Below are 17314 nucleotides of genomic sequence, written 5' to 3'. Positions count from 1 at the left end.
GGCTAGCCGCCTTGCTTCAAGCTCCCCAGCGCGTATGGAACTTGCCCGCACGGTCCGTGCGCTGGTAGGTGTGGGCTCCAAAATAATCGCGCTGGGCTTGCAGCAAGTTGGCGGGCAAACGCGCTGAGCGGTAGGCGTCGTAATAACCCAGGGCGCTCATGAAAGCGGGCATGGGCACGCCATGCAGCGCAGCTTGGGCCACGACTTCACGCAGGTCTTGCTGGCTGTCGGCCATGACGCGGGCGAAGTGCGGGTCCACCAGCAAATTGGGCAAATCGGCCTGATGTTGATAGGCGCGGCGGATGTCTTCGAGCAGGTGGGCGCGGATGATGCAACCGGCCCGCCAGACTTGGGCCACCTGGGCCATGGGCAGCTGCCACTGGTGTTCGCGGTCAGCGGCCCGCAACAGGGCAAAGCCCTGGGCGTAGGCGCAGACCTTGGCGGCCATCAGGGCGCTGCGCAGCTGGGCCAACACCGCACTGCGCTCAGGCCAGGGCGAATCATCAGGCCCGTGCAAGACCTGGGCGGCTGCCACGCGCTCGGTCTTGATGGCGCTCAGGGTGCGGGCGAACACGGCCTCTGCAATGGTGGGCGCAGGCACGCCCAAATCCAGCGCCACCTGGCTGGTCCATTTGCCCGTGCCTTTTTGTTCGGCGGTGTCCAGAATCATGTCGACCAAAGGCGCACCGGTCTCGGGGTCGGTGCGTCGAAGGATTTGCGCGGTGATGTCGATCAAGTAGCTGCCCAGCTCACCCTCGTTCCAGGTGGCGAACACCTCGCTCATTTCTGCCGCCGACAAGCCCAGCTTGTGCATGAAGGCATAGGTCTCACAAATCATCTGCATGTCGGCGTATTCGATGCCGTTGTGCACCATCTTCACAAAATGGCCTGCGCCATCTGGCCCCATCCACTCGCAGCAGGGCTGACCGTCTTCGGCATGGGCGGCAATGGCCTGCAGCAAGGGCTTGACCAGTTGCCAGGCCTCGGGCGAGCCGCCGGGCATGAGGGCCGGGCCCCGCAAAGCGCCCTCCTCGCCGCCACTGACCCCCGCGCCTACATACAAGATGCCCGATGCACGCAGGGCCTCGATGCGCCGCTGGGTGTCGGTGAAGAGCGTGTTGCCGCCATCGATCAGCACATCACCAGAGGACATGAGGGGCGTGAGCTGCGCCAGCACCTGGTCAACGGCCGCGCCAGCGGGCACCATCAGCCAGACGCGCCGGGGCACCGACAGACTGGCCACCAAATCGGCCAAGCTGGCGCAGACCTGTGCCTGGAGGCCTTGGGTGCGTTGTGTAAAGTTGTCGCGCTTGAGGGCATCGAGGTCAAAGCCCGCAACCGAAAAGCCATTGCGCTCCAGGTTCAGCGCGAGGTTTTCCCCCATCACGCCCAGGCCCACAAGGCCGATGTCCATCGCATGTATCGTTGTCATTGATTTGAATCCTTATGCCAGTCTTCCAGACGAAGACGCACGGTTCGGGATTGTCCAATCAAAATCCGGAGCATCCTGTCGCATGGATGCCCACAAGCTGCAGGATGCGGTGGTGAGTCTAAGGCGCTAAGTCAAATGCATCGTCAAAGAACAAGTGATGCATTGAATGAGCCAAAGACAGGGTCTAAAAAAGTGACCTAAGAGGAAATAGTGAAACAACAATAAAAAAACATGGCAAATGCAAGGCCTGAATTTCAGACATTGCATTCGCCATGGTCAAAGGTCTAACACTTGGATGAAACTACTAACCGATCAGAAACTGTAATTGATGCCAACACCAATGGCATTGGTGGAAGAAAGTGTCTTGAATGATTTGCTACCCGCACTCACGTACACATTGGTTTGGTTATCGATGAAGTATTGGGCACCCACACCCATCATTTTTGTGGATTGCGCGTCATCGATCTGACCCACACTGCCCATGAAACGGTATTTGCCCATGCCGTAGCTCACGCCAGCCGTTTTGGCCGTGTTGGTCGACACCGTGGTGCCGTTGTAAGAGGTACGGTCGATCGCACCCATCAACTCCAGCGTTCCAATGGTGTACTTGCCACCCAGAAATGTCTCTTTGTCACCACTGGTGTTTTTGCTGTTGCCCAGCATCAAGGAAATGGGGCCCTTGTTGTAGGTCACAGCAGCGCCCAAATTGTTCTCTGTACCCGAACCTTGCACTTTGGGGCTCTTTTCAAAAGAGCCACTCACGTGCAGCTTGAAGCCATTGAAGTCGGGCGAATCATAAAAAATACCGTTGTTCAGTCGACCGTACTCACCGGCAGGTTTGCCCGTGGCTTTGCTCGTGTTGCTGGTGCGGTCCGTGGTGTAGTTCCATGACCAAAGATGCCAGGCCGAAGAGGCAATGGAGTCAAAGTTGTAGAACGGGTCATAAGCCCAGTTGTTGTTACCCAACACATCCAGTGCACGACCCAACTTGATGCTACCGAGCTTGTCGTTTTTCAGACCCACCGTGGCTTCACCGTGGAAAAAAGGCTTTTTGGTATCACCAGGATCGTTGGCATCGCCAGAAGAAGGGTCCAGACGAACACTCAGCTTGAAGTTGGCTTTGTTGCCATTGCCAAGATCACGTTCGCCTGAGAGCGCCACGTTGCTTCTGGAGATGGGGCCCACGTTGTTGGTGCCATCGAAGTCACGGAAAATGCCAAGATCCAGCGTGCCAGAAAACTTGTAGCTGTTGGCATTGGTTTCAGCGGCAAAGCTCAGATTGGATGCACACAAAGCCACCAAAGGTAAGGCGCGGAAAACAGTTGATTTTTTCATAAGTCTTTCTTTCATCTTTTGCCGATCCGGATTGATCTGCAACCAAGCAGTCACACACTGCTTTGAATAAATCTTATGTGCCGATTTACTGGCATGCAATCCGTTCAATTTGAGTATTTGCCTTGTTGGTTTTCCCCAATTTCATCCAACTTGGATGTCAGTCATGCCATGGATAAAAAAATAAAACGCACTGCAAAATTGACCCTCTGAGGTTCTGACAGAGCAGCCAGACCGCATAATCATTGAGCCCAATCAAGCGGCTATTGCGCGACAAACCATCACACCAAGCACTGCCGAATCAAGGAATTCGTTGAACATGTATTGATTGTCAGTTTTGTTCATTCATCTTGAAGCCCCCATGAAAAGACTCCCCCCCCTCAACGCGCTGAGGGCATTTGCAACCGCAGCACAAACAGGCAGCTTCACCAAAGCAGGCGAGCTGCTGCATGTCACGCAAGGCGCCATCAGTCGACAGGTGAAAATGCTCGAGCAACATTTGGATACACGCTTGTTTGAAAGGGCGCATCAATCGGTCAGCTTGACGCCTGCTGGTCAAGCGCTGTCGGACGCACTGCTGAACGCTTTTGGACAAATAGAAGAAGCCGTGGAAAAAGCGCGCCAAACGCCCGCAAGGCAAATGCTGAACATCAATGCGCCGCCTACATTTGCCACGCGGTGGTTGGCGCCCCGATTGTCAGACTTCAGGAGCCAATACCCGTTCATCGATTTGTCCATCACCACAGACAGGATTCAAACGCTCAAAAGCGCGCGCCAACACGATTGCCTGGTGTTCTTTGACCAAGCACCTTGGCCGGACCTCGCCTGCCAGAGGCTGATGCAGGAACACCACATCATGGCCTGCAGCCCATCACTGTGGCACGGCAACCAACCGCCGAAGCTGGTCAAAGCAACCCTGTTGCACATCTTGGATGGTGACAAACGCTTACCGGTTTGGGAGCAATGGGATCTCCACTTCGGCTTGAGTGGCGTGGATACACAGGGGGGACTGCATTTCAGTACTTTGGATCAAGCCATCAATGCCTCCATTGCCGGGGCAGGCATTTTGGTGGTTGACCAGACCATGATCATCCAGGAGCTTCAGTCGGGTCTTCTCAAACGATTTGATGACCGGGAACTCATGGGGCCACAAGCTTATTGGTTTGCAGAGATCACCCAAAATAGCCAGCAAAAAGAACTGGTCACAACATTTCGGACCTGGTTGATGAAACAACTCTCCTTGTCCGATACGCGTGCGATGGAACTGGATGAACTCAGCTTGTCACCCGATTAGCCAACACCTTGTCCAGCCAATCGGTTCGCATTTCTGGCACCGATGAAATCAATGACTGGGTGTAAGGATGGAAGGGTGGCGAAAAAACCGTTTGGGTAGGACCTTCCACCACCAACTCACCTTTGAGCATGACAGCCGTGTTGTGCGCAATGCGCCGAACAACCCCCAAGTCGTGCGTGATGAAGAGATAAGCCAGTCCCATGTCGTCCTGCAATTTTTTGAGAAGCTTCAAAATTTCATCTGCGACCAAGGGGTCCAGCGCCGAAGTAGGTTCATCACAAATGATCACATCGGGCTTGGCTGCCAAGGCTCTGGCAATGCACACGCGCTGCTTCTGACCACCTGACAGTGCACTGGTCAACCGATGCGCATAGTCTTTGGGCAAGCCCACTTGCGTCAACAGTTCTTGCACCCTGCGCCGAACTTCATCGCCCTTCAAGCCAAAATAAAATTCGAGCGGCCTGCCAATGGTGTCCCCGACGGTATGCCGAGGATTGAGCGCCACATCGGGCAATTGAAAAATCAATTGCAAGCGACGCAACTGCTCTTTGGTTCGGTTGGCATACGAGGGCGCCAGCGATTCACCACTGAGTTGGATGTCTCCGCTTCTGCGGGTCAACAAGCCGGCAACCAATCTTGCCAAAGAGCTTTTACCCGAACCGGACTCACCCACAACGGCCATGGTTTGACCGCGTCGAATTCGAATGGAGACATCACGAACAATCACGGCATCGCCATAGGCCCCGACTGCATGTGTCACGGTCAACACGTCTTCGGCTGCATCGTCCAGCGTATTGGAGGACATTTTCTCGGATGCACTGCGCTCCGCCACCAAGGCAGCGGTGTAGGCTTGTTGGGGTTGGTGAAGTATTTGTTCGGTTGAGCCCAATTCAACTTGTTGCCCCTGCCTCAACACCATGATGCGATCCGCAATTTGCGCAACCACCGCCAGGTCATGCGTGATGTACAAGGCAGCCATGTTGTGCTCACGAATGAGTTTTTTGAGCAAGGCCAGCACTTCAATTTGTGTGGTCACATCCAGCGCGGTGGTTGGCTCATCCAGAACCAAGACATCCGGACGGCAAGACATGGCCATGGCCGCCATGGCCCGCTGAAGTTGACCGCCTGAAACCTGGTGCGGGTATCTTTCACCGAAATTTTCCGGATCGGGCAAATCCAGCGCCTTGAACAACTCAATCGCCCATTGCCTCGCTTCCTGCCTGCTCATCAGCTTGTGCTGCAGAGGCATTTCACACACTTGATCCATCAATGTGTGGGCGGGGTTGAACGATGCAGCAGCACTTTGTGCGATGTAGGCGATCTTGACACCCCGAACCCCTCTGCGCTGATCGGCATCGAGATCTCTGATGGAGCGGCCTTCAACCAGCACATGTCCACTGTGGATGTGGCAGCCCCCTCTGGCATACACCATGGAAGCCAACCCAATCGTGGATTTACCAGCGCCGCTTTCTCCAATCAGGCCAAGCACCTCACCCCGTCGAAGGGTCAATGAAATGCCGTCGACCAGGACTTGACCGGCAATGCTTTCAATCCTCAAGTCCTTGATTTCCAGATAGTTATCGCTCATGGATCACAACTCCGCCGACGCACCAGATGGGCGCGAATTGATTGAAAGCACCCAGTCCACGACAAGGTTGATACCGATGGTCATCAAGGCAATGGCCAAGGCTGGCCACATGGGCGCCATCAGACCAAAAGAGATGGCTTGAGCGTTGTCCCGCACCATGCCGCCCCAGTCCGCCAAGGGTGGCTGAATGCCCAAACCCAGAAAACTCAGGCCAGCGACAAACAAAAAGTTAAAACAAAAACGCAAACCGAATTCTGCAATCATGGGGGGGGCCGCGTTGGGCAATACCTCACGCCGGATGATCCACCACAGACCTTCACCCCGCAATCTCGCCACTTCCACAAACTCGGTGACCGAAATATTCATCGCCACCGCTCTGGCCAATCTGAAAACGCGCGTGGCATCGAGGATCGCAATGGTGAGGATCAAAACGGGAATGGACGAGCCAAAAACAGACAGGATGATCAGCGCAAAGATGAGCAGCGGAATGCTCAGCATCACATCCACAATTCTTGACAAAGTCAGATCAATCCACTTGCCACCCACAGCCGCCAGAAAACCCGTCACAGTGCCGAAAACAAAAGACAAAAGTGTCGTTGCCAGCGCCACGGCCACCGTCATTCTGGCTCCATAGATCAAACGTGAAAAAATATCCCGACCGATGTTGTCTGTGCCCAGCCAATGTTGTGCGGAGGGTGGATCCCACGTACCGGCCAAGGTTTCAGATTCGCCATAGGGTGCAAGCCAAGGGGCAAATATGGCCAAGCTCAGAAAGATGAAAATGATGGAAAGGCCCATCTTTGCAGAGGGGGTCGGAGTTTGTCCAAACAAGCGCATTTTTTAGTTCTTTGAATTGATTTATCGTGGCTTGCGCAACCGGGGATTGACCAAGATGGCCAGCACATCGGCCAAGGTGTTGAGCACCACAAATGCACCAGCAAAAATGAGGCCACACGCCTGAACAACTGGCAGATCGCGTTTAGACACCGCATCCACCATCAGTTGCCCAATGCCTGGGTACACAAAAACCACTTCAATGACCACCACCCCAACAATCAAATAAGCCAAATTGAGTGCGACCACAGCAATGATCGGTGCCGCAGCATTGGGCAGTGCATGGCGGATCACGATGCGTGACCGTGTCAAACCCTTGAGAAAGGCCATCTCTATGTAGGGCTGGGACATGATGGACAAAACCGATGCCCTGGTCATGCGCAACATGTGCGCAGTCACCAACAGTGTCAAGGTGATGGCCGGCAAGGCCGTCACATACAGGCGCTCGCCCAAGGCCATGTCCGGAAATACCGTCGCCAGTGAAGGCAGCCAATCGAGTTGCACGGAAAACACCATGATCAACAGGTAGGCAATGAAGAACTCGGGCACCGAGATGGTCATCAATGACAAGACATTGGACGCACGGTCAACCGACTTTCCTTCATTGATCGCAGACACAATCCCCAAGCCAACGGCCAAAGGAATGGCAATCAATGCCGCAAAAAACGCCAGGAACAAGGTGTTCAGAAAGCGTGGCGCAATTTCTTCCAAAATGGGTCTTTGGTTGGTCATGGACACACCCAGGTCACCACTGAGTGCCCCTGTTAGCCAGTTCATGTACCGCGTTGTCGCCGGCAGGTCCAAGCCCAATTCCTTGCGGAATACCGCCAGTGTTTCGGCGGTGGCACCTTGCCCCAGTACTGCACTGGCGACATCGCCAGGCAGTACTTCGGTTGCGGCAAAGATAAGCATGCTCACAGCCAACAAAGTCAACACACCCAATAACAGTCGGCTGAATACGATTCTCAACATGTCTTACCTTTTTACGAAACCGTGAATCAGGCGAACCATCCGGTTTCTGCGATCCGGTCATCCGCGAGGTCGTAACGGGGGTGAGGATCGTTGCCCATGACGTTTTTGGCATAGCCATCCAAATAGTCACTGATGGCAAAACAAACCATGCCGCCGTCGTCTGCAACGATCTCTTGCGCGCGGGCATACATCTCACTGCGCTTGGCTTCGTTCAGTTCAACACGCGCTTCCAGAATCAGTTTGTCAAACTCGGCGTTTTTCCATTTGGTGTCATTCCACTCGGCATCTGATTTGAAGGTGGTCGACAAGGCAACGTCTGCCGTTGGGCGACTTCCCCAATAGGCGGCGCAGAAAGGCTGCTTGAGCCACACATCACTCCAGTAACCATCGGCGGCTACCTTTTTGACTTTGAGCTGAATGCCTGCTTTTTTCAGTGACTCCTGGTAGATCGATGCGCAATCGACAGCAGAACCCCAGGCACCCTCAGAGGTGAGCAATTCAAGATCCGAAGCCGCGACACCGGAACGCTTGAAGTGGAATGCGGCTTTGTCCGGGTCATAAGCACGCTGGGCCATCTTCTTGTTGTAGAAAGGATTGTTGGCATCCAAGGTGTGGTCGTTGCCCACGGATGCAAAACCATTGAACACCGTGTCAATGATCTTTTTGCGATCAATACCGAACTTCAAAGCGGTTCTCAAGTCCTTGTTGTTGTAAGGTGCCGCCGTGACGTGAGAGACGAAGCAGTAGCGGTTGCCAGAGCCTTTGGTCCGAACAATGTTGAGCTTCGGATTTTTGGCCAGCAAATTCACGGTCCTGGCATCCAGGCGGTTGGCTGCATCGATTTTTCCGGATTGGAGTGCGGCTGTGCGGGCCGCCTTGTCATTGATGTACAAAATTTCCACGCCATCGAAATTGCCGCGGCCTGGCTTCCAATAACTGCCTTTGTTCTTGAACGTGATGCGGACACCTGGCTCGAATTTTTCGAGCGTGAAAGCACCTGTACCGTCTGGTTTTGTCCAATCTGTCCAGCCATTGGAGGTCACGACCAAATGGTAATCCGACAAGACGGATGGGAAGTCGGCATTACCGCTCTCCAGCGTGAACTGAACTTGCGTCGGTGACAGCTTCTTCATTTCCTTGATTTGCTTGAGCAAACCTTTGGCGGGCGATTTCGTATCACCCATGTGCAACGACAAGGAATACAGGATGTCGTCGGCATCGAGCGTCTTGCCCGATGTGAACTTGATGCCTTTGCGCACATTGAACACCCACTCGGTCGCACCAGGCTTGGTGGACCAGCTCTCCAACAATTCACCTTTGGCTTTGCCATCATTGCCAATTTCAATAAAGCCATTCATCAACGTCAATGACGCTGCAATCATGATGGAGTCTGCATAAGTGCGAGGATCGAGAGAATCGCTGGCACTTCCACCCTCCATACCCACACGAAGGGTTCCGCCTTTTTTAGGGGTTTTCTTTGTTTGTGCAGCTGCCTCGCCGGTCAACAGCAAACCACCGAGCGAAGAGCCAACACCCAGCGCGCTGGCACGGGAGACGAATTCCCGACGCGACAATTTCCCATTGGCTACAAGAGCGTTCAGTTGTTCCATATCGTTCATGATGTGAATCTTTCGTAAATTGATTTGACAGAGCCGTTTAACAACTCGGCGCTTAGGTTATCTCTGACTTCCTGGACATGAATCATCGGAAACCCGTGATGCAATCCGAGTATTTGCCCCCCTGTAGTACTCGCAATGCATCACAACATTTTTCAGGATGACAAGACTCAAGGCAGGATCGGGTGGTGTGTCATGTCCAAGTGCAGTGCCGTGCCGGTGTAGGGGTGCTTCAAGGCCACCTCTTCATTGAGTTCCACACCCAAACCGGGTTCGGTCGGCGGGATGATATAGCCGTCTTGCCACTGGATCGGTTTCTTCAAAATCTCGGAATGGAAGCCTTTCCAATCCAAGATGCTTTCTTGGATCAGGAAGTTCGGGCTGCAGGTGGCCAACTGGATGTTGGCCGCGCCCACCACCGGTCCGCAATACAGGTGTGGCGCGATTTGCACGTGGTAGGCCTCGGCCATGGAGGCGATTTTTTTCGCTTCCAAAATGCCGCCGACTCGGCCCAGGTTCATTTGCAAAATCGCCGCAGCGCCCTCTTCGAGCAAACGCACAAAGTCGTATTTCGTGGCCAAGCGTTCGCCAGTGGCGATCGGGATGCTCGTACCACGGGCGACCTTGGCCATCTCGCGTGGGTTGTCCGGGGGCATGGGCTCTTCGAACCACAGCGGGTCGTAGGGCTCCAAACGGCGCGCCAGGCGAAGCGCACCTGCTGCCGTCATCTGGCCGTGCGTGCCGAACAAGAGGTCCGCCTTGAGGCCCACGGCTTCGCGCAACATCCTCACGAAGGTTTCGGAGCGGTCCAACTCGGTGAGGGACAGTTGGCGGCCGTCATATGCGGAGTACGGCCCGGCCGGGTCAAACTTGAGCGCGGTGAAGCCCATGGCGATGTACTCGGCGGCGCGCTCGGCGGCCAAGATCGGGTCGGCGTAGACATCGGTCTTGTCGCCGGGCTTGGGGTAGATGTAGGTGTAGCTGCGCAACTTCTCGTGCACTTGGCCGCCCAACAATTTGTAGACCGGCTTGTTCACGTCCTTGCCCACAATGTCCCAGCAGGCCATTTCGATGCCGCTCAAGATGCCCATCATCGACAGGTCGGGGTGCTGGGTGAAACCGCTCGAATACACGCTGCGCCAAATGCGCTCAATGTTGTAGGGCTCTTGTCCGATCACGCAGCGCTCGACCACGTCTTTGATCATTTTTTCCACCACGTGTGGGTGGAAGGGCAGGCTGTACACCTCGCCCAGGCCTTCAATGCCGGCGTCGGTGATGAGTTTCAAAAAAACAAAATAGCGGCCACCAAACCCCGGGGGCGGGTTGCCGACCACAAACGTTTTGACATCGGTAATTTTCATGAGGTTCTCCCTGTTTCACTGTCCGTTGATGCACTTGTATTCGAGGTAGTCTTGCAAACCAAAGCGGCCCCACTCGCGGCCGTTGCCCGACTGTTTGTAGCCGCCAAAGGGCGAGCAGTATTCGTTGCCCACACCGTTGATGGAGATGGTGCCCGCGCGCAAATGCCGCGCCACGCGCTGCGCGGTCTCGGGGTTAGCGGTGTTGATGTAGGCGGCCAAGCCAAACGGGGTGTCGTTGGCCAAGCGGATGGCGTGCGCTTCGTCGTCAAAGGGCAAGATGCACAGCACGGGGCCGAAGATCTCTTGCTGGGCAATCGCCATGTCGTTGCGCACATCGGCAAACACCGTGGGCTTGACGTAGTAACCACGCTCAAACCCGTCGGGGCGACCCAAACCACCGGCGACCAAACGGGCCCCTTCGTCAAGACCCAACTGAATGAAACGCTGCACCGTCTCGAATTGGCGGCGCATGGCCAGTGGACCCACGCCATCACCGCGCTCGCTCGGGTGAACCACGCGCACCTGGGCCGCCACGCGTGCGGCAATCGCCACCGCTTCGTCGTATACGGCGCGCTGCACCAACAAACGCGTGGGTGCGTTGCACGACTGCCCGGTGTTGTTGAAGCACTTGCGCACCGCGCGCCCGATCGTTTCTTCCAAAGGCGCATCGGCGAACACGAGGTTGGGCGATTTGCCACCCAACTCCTGCACCACGCGCTTGACCGTGTCGGCCGAGACCTTGGCCACCGACACGCCGGCGGCGGTCGAGCCGGTGAAGGACACCAGGTCCACCTCGGGGTCTGCGCACAGCGCCGAGCCCACCACGGGGCCATCGCCGTACAACAGGTTGAACACACCGGGCGGGTAACCGGCTTCGTGCACCATCTCGGCCACCAAGCGCGCCGACAAGGGCGCGAATTCGCTGGGCTTCATGACCACAGTGCAACCGGTCAACAAAGCCGGGGCCAGTTTGGACATGATCTGGTTGATGGGCCAGTTCCACGGCGTGATGAGCACACACACACCAATGGGCTCGGCCAAGAGCTGACCGTGTGTGCCGATTGGTGCTTCAAAGGGGTAGTCCGCAGCCGCGTCCAAGGTGGCCTGGATATGACCCGGGCCGCACTCGGCTTGGGAGTCGTAGGCCAAATCCCACGGCGCGCCCATTTCGTGGCTGATGGCTTGGGCCATCTCGGTGTAACGTTTTTCGAAGACCGTTTTGAGCTGCGCCAACAAGGCCCGGCGATGCGCCATCGTGGTTTGGCTGAAATCCTCAAAAGCGCGCCGTGCAGCTTGCACCGCCAGCGCCGCGTCCTCGGTAGAGCCCATGGCCACCGTGCCCATGATGCTCTCGTCGGCCGGGTTGACGATGGGGTGCTCGGCACCGGACCGCTGGGGTTCTACCCAAGCGCCGTCGATATAAAAGTTGCATCGAATCATGTGGTTCCTTTGGCGTATGGGGGGTTCAAACGAGGTTGAACCACGCCGATTTGGTTTGCATGTACGACAGCAGGCTGTCGATGTGTTTGTCGCGCGAGTTGCCGCTTTGCTTGTAGCCACCAAAGGGCTGCGTCATGTCGCCGTCGCCAAAGCAGTTGACCCAGACGACACCCGCCTCGAGCGCGCCCACCATGCGGTGCGCGGTTTTCAGGTCGGACGTCCAGACCGAGGCGGCCAAGCCGTAGATGGAGTCGTTGGCCATCTGCAGCGCTTGTGCTTCGGTGTCAAAGGCTTGCACCGTGGCGACGGGGCCAAAGACCTCCTCTTGCACGATGGCCATCGACTGCGTCGCTCCGGCGATGAGCGTGGGCGCCACAAAGGTGGCTTCCTCGCCCAAGGTGCTGCCGCCGCCTATCACGCATTGCGCACCCTCGGCTTGGGCCAGCGCGATGCGTTTGAGCACACCAGCTTGGTGGCCTCGGCTGGCCAAGGGGCCCATGGTGGTGGTGGGATCCAAAGGGTCGCCGGGGCGGTAGGTTTGCTGCGTGCGCGCCACAAAGCGCTCCACAAAAGCGTCGTACAAGGAGCGGTGCACCAACAAACGCGAACCGGCGTTGCACACCTGGCCGGCGTTGTCGTAGATGCCACCCACGGCGCGGTCCACTGCGGCGTCGAGGTCGTACAAATCGGGCATGAAGATTTGCGGGCTCTTGCCCCCGGTCTCCAAGGCCACGCGCTTGAGGTTGGACTGACCGGCATAGGCCATGAGCAACTTGCCCACGGCGGTCGATCCGGTGAAGGTGATCTTGGCGACATCGGGGTGCAGGGCCAGCGCTTGTCCGGCTTCGGCCCCCACGCCATTGACCAGGTTGAACACCCCCTCGGGGCCGCCCGCGTCCACAAACAACTGCGCCAAACGCGTGCACGTCAAGGGCGCTTGTTCGGCCGGCTTGAGCACCACACAGTTGCCCGCAGCCAAACAGGGTGCAAGCTTCCACATGGCCATGAGCATGGGGTAGTTCCAAGGGGTGATCGCCCCCACCACCCCCAAAGGCTCGTGTGTGATGAGGTGCATGGCCTCGGGCGCGGTGTGCGTGACGGCACCGTCGAGTTTGTCGATGCACTCGGCGAAATAACGCACGGTGCGCAGCACCTCGGGCAGGTCGATGTTGAGCACATCGGAAATGGGCTTACCCATGTCCAGCGTTTCGAGCAAAGCCAGCTCGTGCGCGTGTTGCTCGATCAGGTCGGCCCAGCGCTGCAACACCGCCATGCGTTGGCGCGGCGACTGCAGGCGCCAGCGCCCGTCGCGCCAGGCCGCTTGTGCCGAGGCCACGGCCGCGTCCACATCCTCGGCCTGGCCCCGCGCCACCTGGGCGATGAGCTGCCCGTTGGCCGGGTTGATGCAAGGCATGGTGGCGCCTGCGCGCGACTGCACGCTGCGGCCACCGATGAAATGGCCCTGAGCGGGCGTGAGCTGCGCAGCGGCTCGCGCCCAGTCGTCGCGTGTTCGTGTGGGGTTGGACGAGCTCATGGGTTTACTCGGCGACCAACTCGGTCGGGTAACCATCGGCGCGCAACTCCAAGCCGCACGCCTGCTCCAGCATGCGCACCACCTCGGGCGATTGCGCTTGGCTGCCATACAGGCCACGGGCGCGTCGGAAAATTTGCTGCGTGATGCTGCCCAACTCGAGCGGCACACCCAGTTTTTCGGCGATGCCGTTGACCAGGCCCAAGTCCTTGCACGCCAAGTCCATGGTGAATTTCACGTTGTAGCTGCCGCTCAGGATCAGCTTGGATTCGGTTTCATGCACAAAGCTGTTGCCCGAACTCGCGCGGATGGCGCGGTAGGTGGCATCGGGGTCCACGCCGTATTTGGCGGGCAGCATCATGGCCTCACCGGCCGCCACCAAGTGGATGAAGGCCAGCATGTTGGTGACCACCTTGACCACCGAGGCGTTGCCCATGGGGCCCATGTAAATGATCTCGCCACCCATGGTGCCCAGCAGCGATTCGACGCGCTCGAAGGTGTCTTTTTCACCACCGACCAGCACGGTGATTTCACCCGAGTTGGCCAAATGAACACCGCCCGTGACGGGACACTCCAGCACCGAGATCCCACGGGTTTTGGCCAAAGCGGCCAAGCGCTTGAGGTCTTCCAAGTCGGTGGTGCTCATCTCGATCCAGATGCCACCGGACTTGAGGTGCGTCAACACGCCCTCGGGGCCTTCGACCACTTGGCGCGAGACGGCAGGTGACGGCAAGACGGTGATGACCACCTCGGCGTTGCGGCACACGCCCGCGACGTCGTCGGACCACTGCGCACCGGCGGCGATCAAGCGTTGGGCGCTGGCTTTGTTCAAATCGGTCACGGTGACGGGAAAGCCCGCTTTGACCAAACTGTGGCACAAGCCTTCACCGAGGCTGCCCAATCCGATGAAGCCCACGGCGGGTTGGCTGGCGTTGTTCATGGTGTCTGTTTCCTTTGTTGCGTGTCTGTGGATGAGGTCTGACCTCAGGGTTTGGCTTTGGCATCGCGCCAAGCCAAGGCCGCTTGCATGCCTTCGGTGCTGCGGATGCGTTCGAATTCGACGTTTTCGGGGCGCACATTGGCCTCGATCAAGGTGGCGGTGTCGATGGCGGCCAGCAAAGCCTGGCGCATGCCGGCGATGTCCAGGCTGCGGTTGATGGCTTTTTTGGTCATTTGCACCGACATGGCCGAGTAACCCGCCATGGCTTGGGCAACCTCCAGGGCGCGTTGCAAGTGCGTGCCGCCGTGCGTGACCTCATTGACCAGCCCCAACTCGTAAGCGCGTTGTGCCGTGACCCGGTCGCTGGCGGTGAGCAACAACTCTTTGGCCTGCTTGGGGCCGATCAGCCAAGGCAAGACCAAGGCCGCGATGCTGGAGCCAAACTTCATTTCGGGCTCGCCCATGAGTGTGTCGGCGTCGGCAATCGTCAAATCGCACGACACGGCCAATTCCATGCCGCCGCCAATGCAGTGGCCGTGGATGGCCGAGACGGTGGGCTTGGGACAGTCCCAAAACTGCATGACAAAGTCAAAGTCGGCGCGCAAGACCTCGCCCCACTGCTCGGCCGTGGTGAGGTGTTGTTCGGCCAACTCTTTCAAGTCAAAGCCCGCGCTGAAGGCCCGGCCCTCGGCTGCCAGGACGATGGCACCGATGGCTGGGTCGATCGAATAAGCGCGCAAGGCCTCGGTGGCCTCTTGCATCATTTGGCCATTGATGGCGTTGAGTTTGCGGGCGCGGTTCAGGTGAATCACGCCGACACGACCGACGGTTTCGGTGCGGATGGTTTCGTATGGTTTGTTCATGAGTTGACCTCAGACAGGGGGATGACCAACAGGTCGACTGCGGCGATGCGGTGGCCATCGACCAGCAAGGGGTTGATTTCCATTTCGGCCACCCCGCTTTGCAAGGCCAGGCCCATGCGCATGAACGCGTGCACCACGGCGGCCAATTTCGTCGCATCGGTTACTGCGCGTCCGCGCGCGCCTGCCAACAAGGGATAGGCCTTGAGCGATTGGATTTTTTGGCGAATCTGCGCCACGCTGTCCTGGGGCAACAAGGTGGTGTAGTCCTTGAGGATTTCCACGAAGATGCCGCCACAACCGAAGGTGAAGGTGGGACCAAACTGGGGGTCTTGTTTCATGCCCAGGATCCATTCACTGCCCTGCAGTTGCTGTTGCAGCAAAACCGGGCCCGGCGCGATGGACTGCAAACGCGCAAAGGCTTCGCGCAAAGCGTCCTCGTTGTGGATGCCCAAGATCACGCCGCCCATATCGGATTTGTGGGCGATGTCAGGCGAATCAATTTTGGCCACCAACGGATACCCGGTGGCGCTCGCAAAGTCCAAAGCCTGCGCCAGATCGGCGGTGCTCAGCGAGGCCGGCACCGACACGCCAAAGTCGCGCAGCAAATCAAAGTCTTGCACGCTGGTCTGGGTTTGTGCAGCTTGTTGCAGGCGCTTGAGCCAACGCTCGGTCACGGCGGCAGACACGCTCGGTGCTGCCAGAGCGGGCGCATGTTCAGCACGGGCAGCCAAACGGTCGTGGTACCGCGTGTAGTGGCGCAAGGCACGCAAAGCGGTCTCTGTCCCCATCAGCACCGGGATGCCCGCCGCGCGGTAGCGCGCGCATTCGGTGGGCGACATGGTGTTGGCCACGTTGCCCATCAAAACCACGGGTTTGGATGTGCCCGCATAGGTTTTTTCCAAGGCGGCGGTGCAAGCGTTGGTGAAGTCTTGACCGTCGGGGATGTTGGTGGCCATGACCACAGTGCCGACCCCTTCGTCACTGGCCAAGGCCAGCAAAGCGTCGGCGATGATGTCGTTGCCGTCACCCCAGTAATCCAAAGGGTTGGCCACTTCAATGCCCGGATCGAGCAAGCCTTCGAGCCGGGTCACGGTCGCGCGACTCAAAGGCGCAAACGACAAGCCCAGTGGCTCGGCCACATCGGCGATCAGTTGACGCTCCCCTCCAGAGTCGCACCCCAGGCCAATCGATCCGTTGTGGGGACGCCGCGCAGCAGCAAACAGCTCGGCAGTGTCCATCAACTCGTCCAAGGTGCGCACGCTGACCACGCCGTGGCGTTCAAAAATGGCGTCGTACACGTCGGCGCTGCCCGACATGGCCCCGCTGTGCGATTGGGCAAACACCTGGCCTTGTGCGCTGCGTCCCAGCTTCAAGGCAATGACCGCGATGCCTTGGGTGCGCGCGCGCCCCAGCGCCGCCAAAAATGCCTCGGGCTGGCGCACCGTTTCCAGCACCAAACAGATGACCCGCGTCGAGGGCTGATCGACCAAAAAGTCGATGTAGTCGGCCACCCCGGTGACCAATTCTTGACCGGCCGAAATGGCGTAGTTGAAGCGCAGTTGGCGCAAATTGCCCACGATGCCCGACCACGTCGAGCCGCTGTGTGACACCAAGGCCACATGGCCCGGTTCGGACAAGGTGGAAAACGGGAAGCCCGTCATTTGCAAGCGGTCTTCCAAATTCACATAGCCCATGCAATTGGCCCCACACAACTGCATGTTGCCCGCTTGGGCGATGGCAGACAAGGTGGGCATCAGCTCGCGCCCATCATCGGCTGCGCCATATGCACGGCCAAACATCAGGGCCGAGCGTGCCTGGGCAGTAACCGCCAGCTCCAGGTTGTGTGGCAAGGCCTTGTCGGCGATGGCCATGGCCACGCAATCGACCGGATGCGGCAGTGCGGCCAAACTGGGGTAAGCCGGCAGACCATCGATCTGCTCGTACTTGGGGTTGATCAGAAAAACTTCACCTTCGTAGCCCAGGGACTCGATCGACAAGCGCAACTGTTTGCCAAAACTGCCCTCACGCCCACTGGCGCCCACGATGGCAATGGAGCGGGGACGCAGCAGGGCGTCCAGACGGTGTTCACGGGTGGCGTACATGGTGTCCTC

General features: G+C 57.9%; 13 protein-coding genes and 1 pseudogene. 1 reads left to right on the top strand and 13 read right to left on the bottom strand.

Annotated elements, in window-relative coordinates; genetic code table 11:
• Nucleotides 1-16: 16 nt before the first annotated feature.
• Together gndA and QZ190_RS00345 are read right to left on the bottom strand one after the other, a co-directional pair.
• Nucleotides 17-1432 carry an NADP-dependent phosphogluconate dehydrogenase gene (gndA, locus tag QZ190_RS00350; RefSeq protein ID WP_291912186.1) on the bottom strand — a complete coding sequence of 472 codons (1416 nt, stop codon included), beginning with the start codon at nucleotides 1430-1432 and terminating at the stop codon, nucleotides 17-19.
• Between the two features lie 312 nt (nucleotides 1433-1744).
• Nucleotides 1745-2767: a porin gene (locus QZ190_RS00345; RefSeq protein ID WP_291912184.1), complete on the bottom strand. Its 1023-nt coding sequence runs from the start codon at nucleotides 2765-2767 to the stop codon at nucleotides 1745-1747.
• A 334-nt stretch (nucleotides 2768-3101) separates the two neighbouring features.
• On the opposite strand from QZ190_RS00345, the gene QZ190_RS00340 reads away from it, so the two are divergent.
• Nucleotides 3102-4058: a LysR substrate-binding domain-containing protein gene (locus QZ190_RS00340; RefSeq protein ID WP_291912182.1), complete on the top strand. Its 957-nt coding sequence runs from the start codon at nucleotides 3102-3104 to the stop codon at nucleotides 4056-4058.
• Here the strand turns inward: QZ190_RS00340 and QZ190_RS00335 are convergent.
• The 11 genes and pseudogenes from QZ190_RS00335 to QZ190_RS00290 form a co-directional block, all read right to left on the bottom strand.
• Nucleotides 4039-5646: an ABC transporter ATP-binding protein gene (locus QZ190_RS00335; protein ID WP_291912178.1), complete on the bottom strand. Its 1608-nt coding sequence runs from the start codon at nucleotides 5644-5646 to the stop codon at nucleotides 4039-4041. The genes QZ190_RS00340 and QZ190_RS00335 overlap by 20 nt on opposite strands.
• A 3-nt stretch (nucleotides 5647-5649) precedes the next feature.
• The gene (locus QZ190_RS00330; protein ID WP_291912177.1) at nucleotides 5650-6267 is read right to left on the bottom strand and encodes an ABC transporter permease; all 618 of its coding nucleotides are present in this window, start codon (nucleotides 6265-6267) and stop codon (nucleotides 5650-5652) included.
• Between the two features lie 114 nt (nucleotides 6268-6381).
• A pseudogene (locus QZ190_RS18110) lies at nucleotides 6382-6444 on the bottom strand (hypothetical protein); the annotation flags it as partial.
• Between the two features lie 60 nt (nucleotides 6445-6504).
• Nucleotides 6505-7452, bottom strand: a complete 948-nt coding sequence (locus QZ190_RS00325; RefSeq protein ID WP_291912175.1) for an ABC transporter permease — start codon at nucleotides 7450-7452, stop codon at nucleotides 6505-6507.
• Between the two features lie 26 nt (nucleotides 7453-7478).
• Nucleotides 7479-9071 (bottom strand): ABC transporter substrate-binding protein, encoded by a 1593-nt coding sequence (locus tag QZ190_RS00320; RefSeq protein WP_291912172.1) that lies wholly within the window; start codon nucleotides 9069-9071, stop codon nucleotides 7479-7481.
• Between the two features lie 167 nt (nucleotides 9072-9238).
• Entirely contained in the window at nucleotides 9239-10429 is a 1191-nt protein-coding gene (locus QZ190_RS00315; protein ID WP_291912170.1) for a mandelate racemase/muconate lactonizing enzyme family protein, read from the bottom strand.
• Nucleotides 10430-10444: 15 nt separating this feature from the next.
• Nucleotides 10445-11869, bottom strand: coding sequence for an aldehyde dehydrogenase family protein (locus tag QZ190_RS00310; protein ID WP_291912168.1), 1425 nt, complete (start codon nucleotides 11867-11869; stop codon nucleotides 10445-10447).
• 25 nt (nucleotides 11870-11894) lie between these two features.
• Nucleotides 11895-13403: an aldehyde dehydrogenase family protein gene (locus tag QZ190_RS00305; protein ID WP_291912166.1), complete on the bottom strand. Its 1509-nt coding sequence runs from the start codon at nucleotides 13401-13403 to the stop codon at nucleotides 11895-11897.
• Between the two features lie 4 nt (nucleotides 13404-13407).
• On the bottom strand, nucleotides 13408-14412 hold the full coding sequence (locus tag QZ190_RS00300) for an NAD(P)-dependent oxidoreductase (protein ID WP_255350674.1): 1005 nt from the start codon (nucleotides 14410-14412) through the stop codon (nucleotides 13408-13410).
• On the bottom strand, nucleotides 14385-15203 hold the full coding sequence (locus QZ190_RS00295; protein ID WP_291912159.1) for an enoyl-CoA hydratase/isomerase family protein: 819 nt from the start codon (nucleotides 15201-15203) through the stop codon (nucleotides 14385-14387). The genes QZ190_RS00300 and QZ190_RS00295 overlap by 28 nt, the downstream gene beginning before the upstream one ends.
• Entirely contained in the window at nucleotides 15200-17305 is a 2106-nt protein-coding gene (locus QZ190_RS00290; RefSeq protein WP_291912156.1) for an acetate--CoA ligase family protein, read from the bottom strand. Before QZ190_RS00290 ends, QZ190_RS00295 begins: the two co-directional genes overlap by 4 nt.
• Nucleotides 17306-17314 lie beyond the last annotated feature (9 nt).

The organism is Limnohabitans sp., assembly GCF_017848645.1.
Taxonomy (GTDB): Bacteria; Pseudomonadota; Gammaproteobacteria; order Burkholderiales; family Burkholderiaceae_C; genus Limnohabitans_A.
This window is presented reverse-complemented; position numbering and strand designations above follow the sequence as displayed.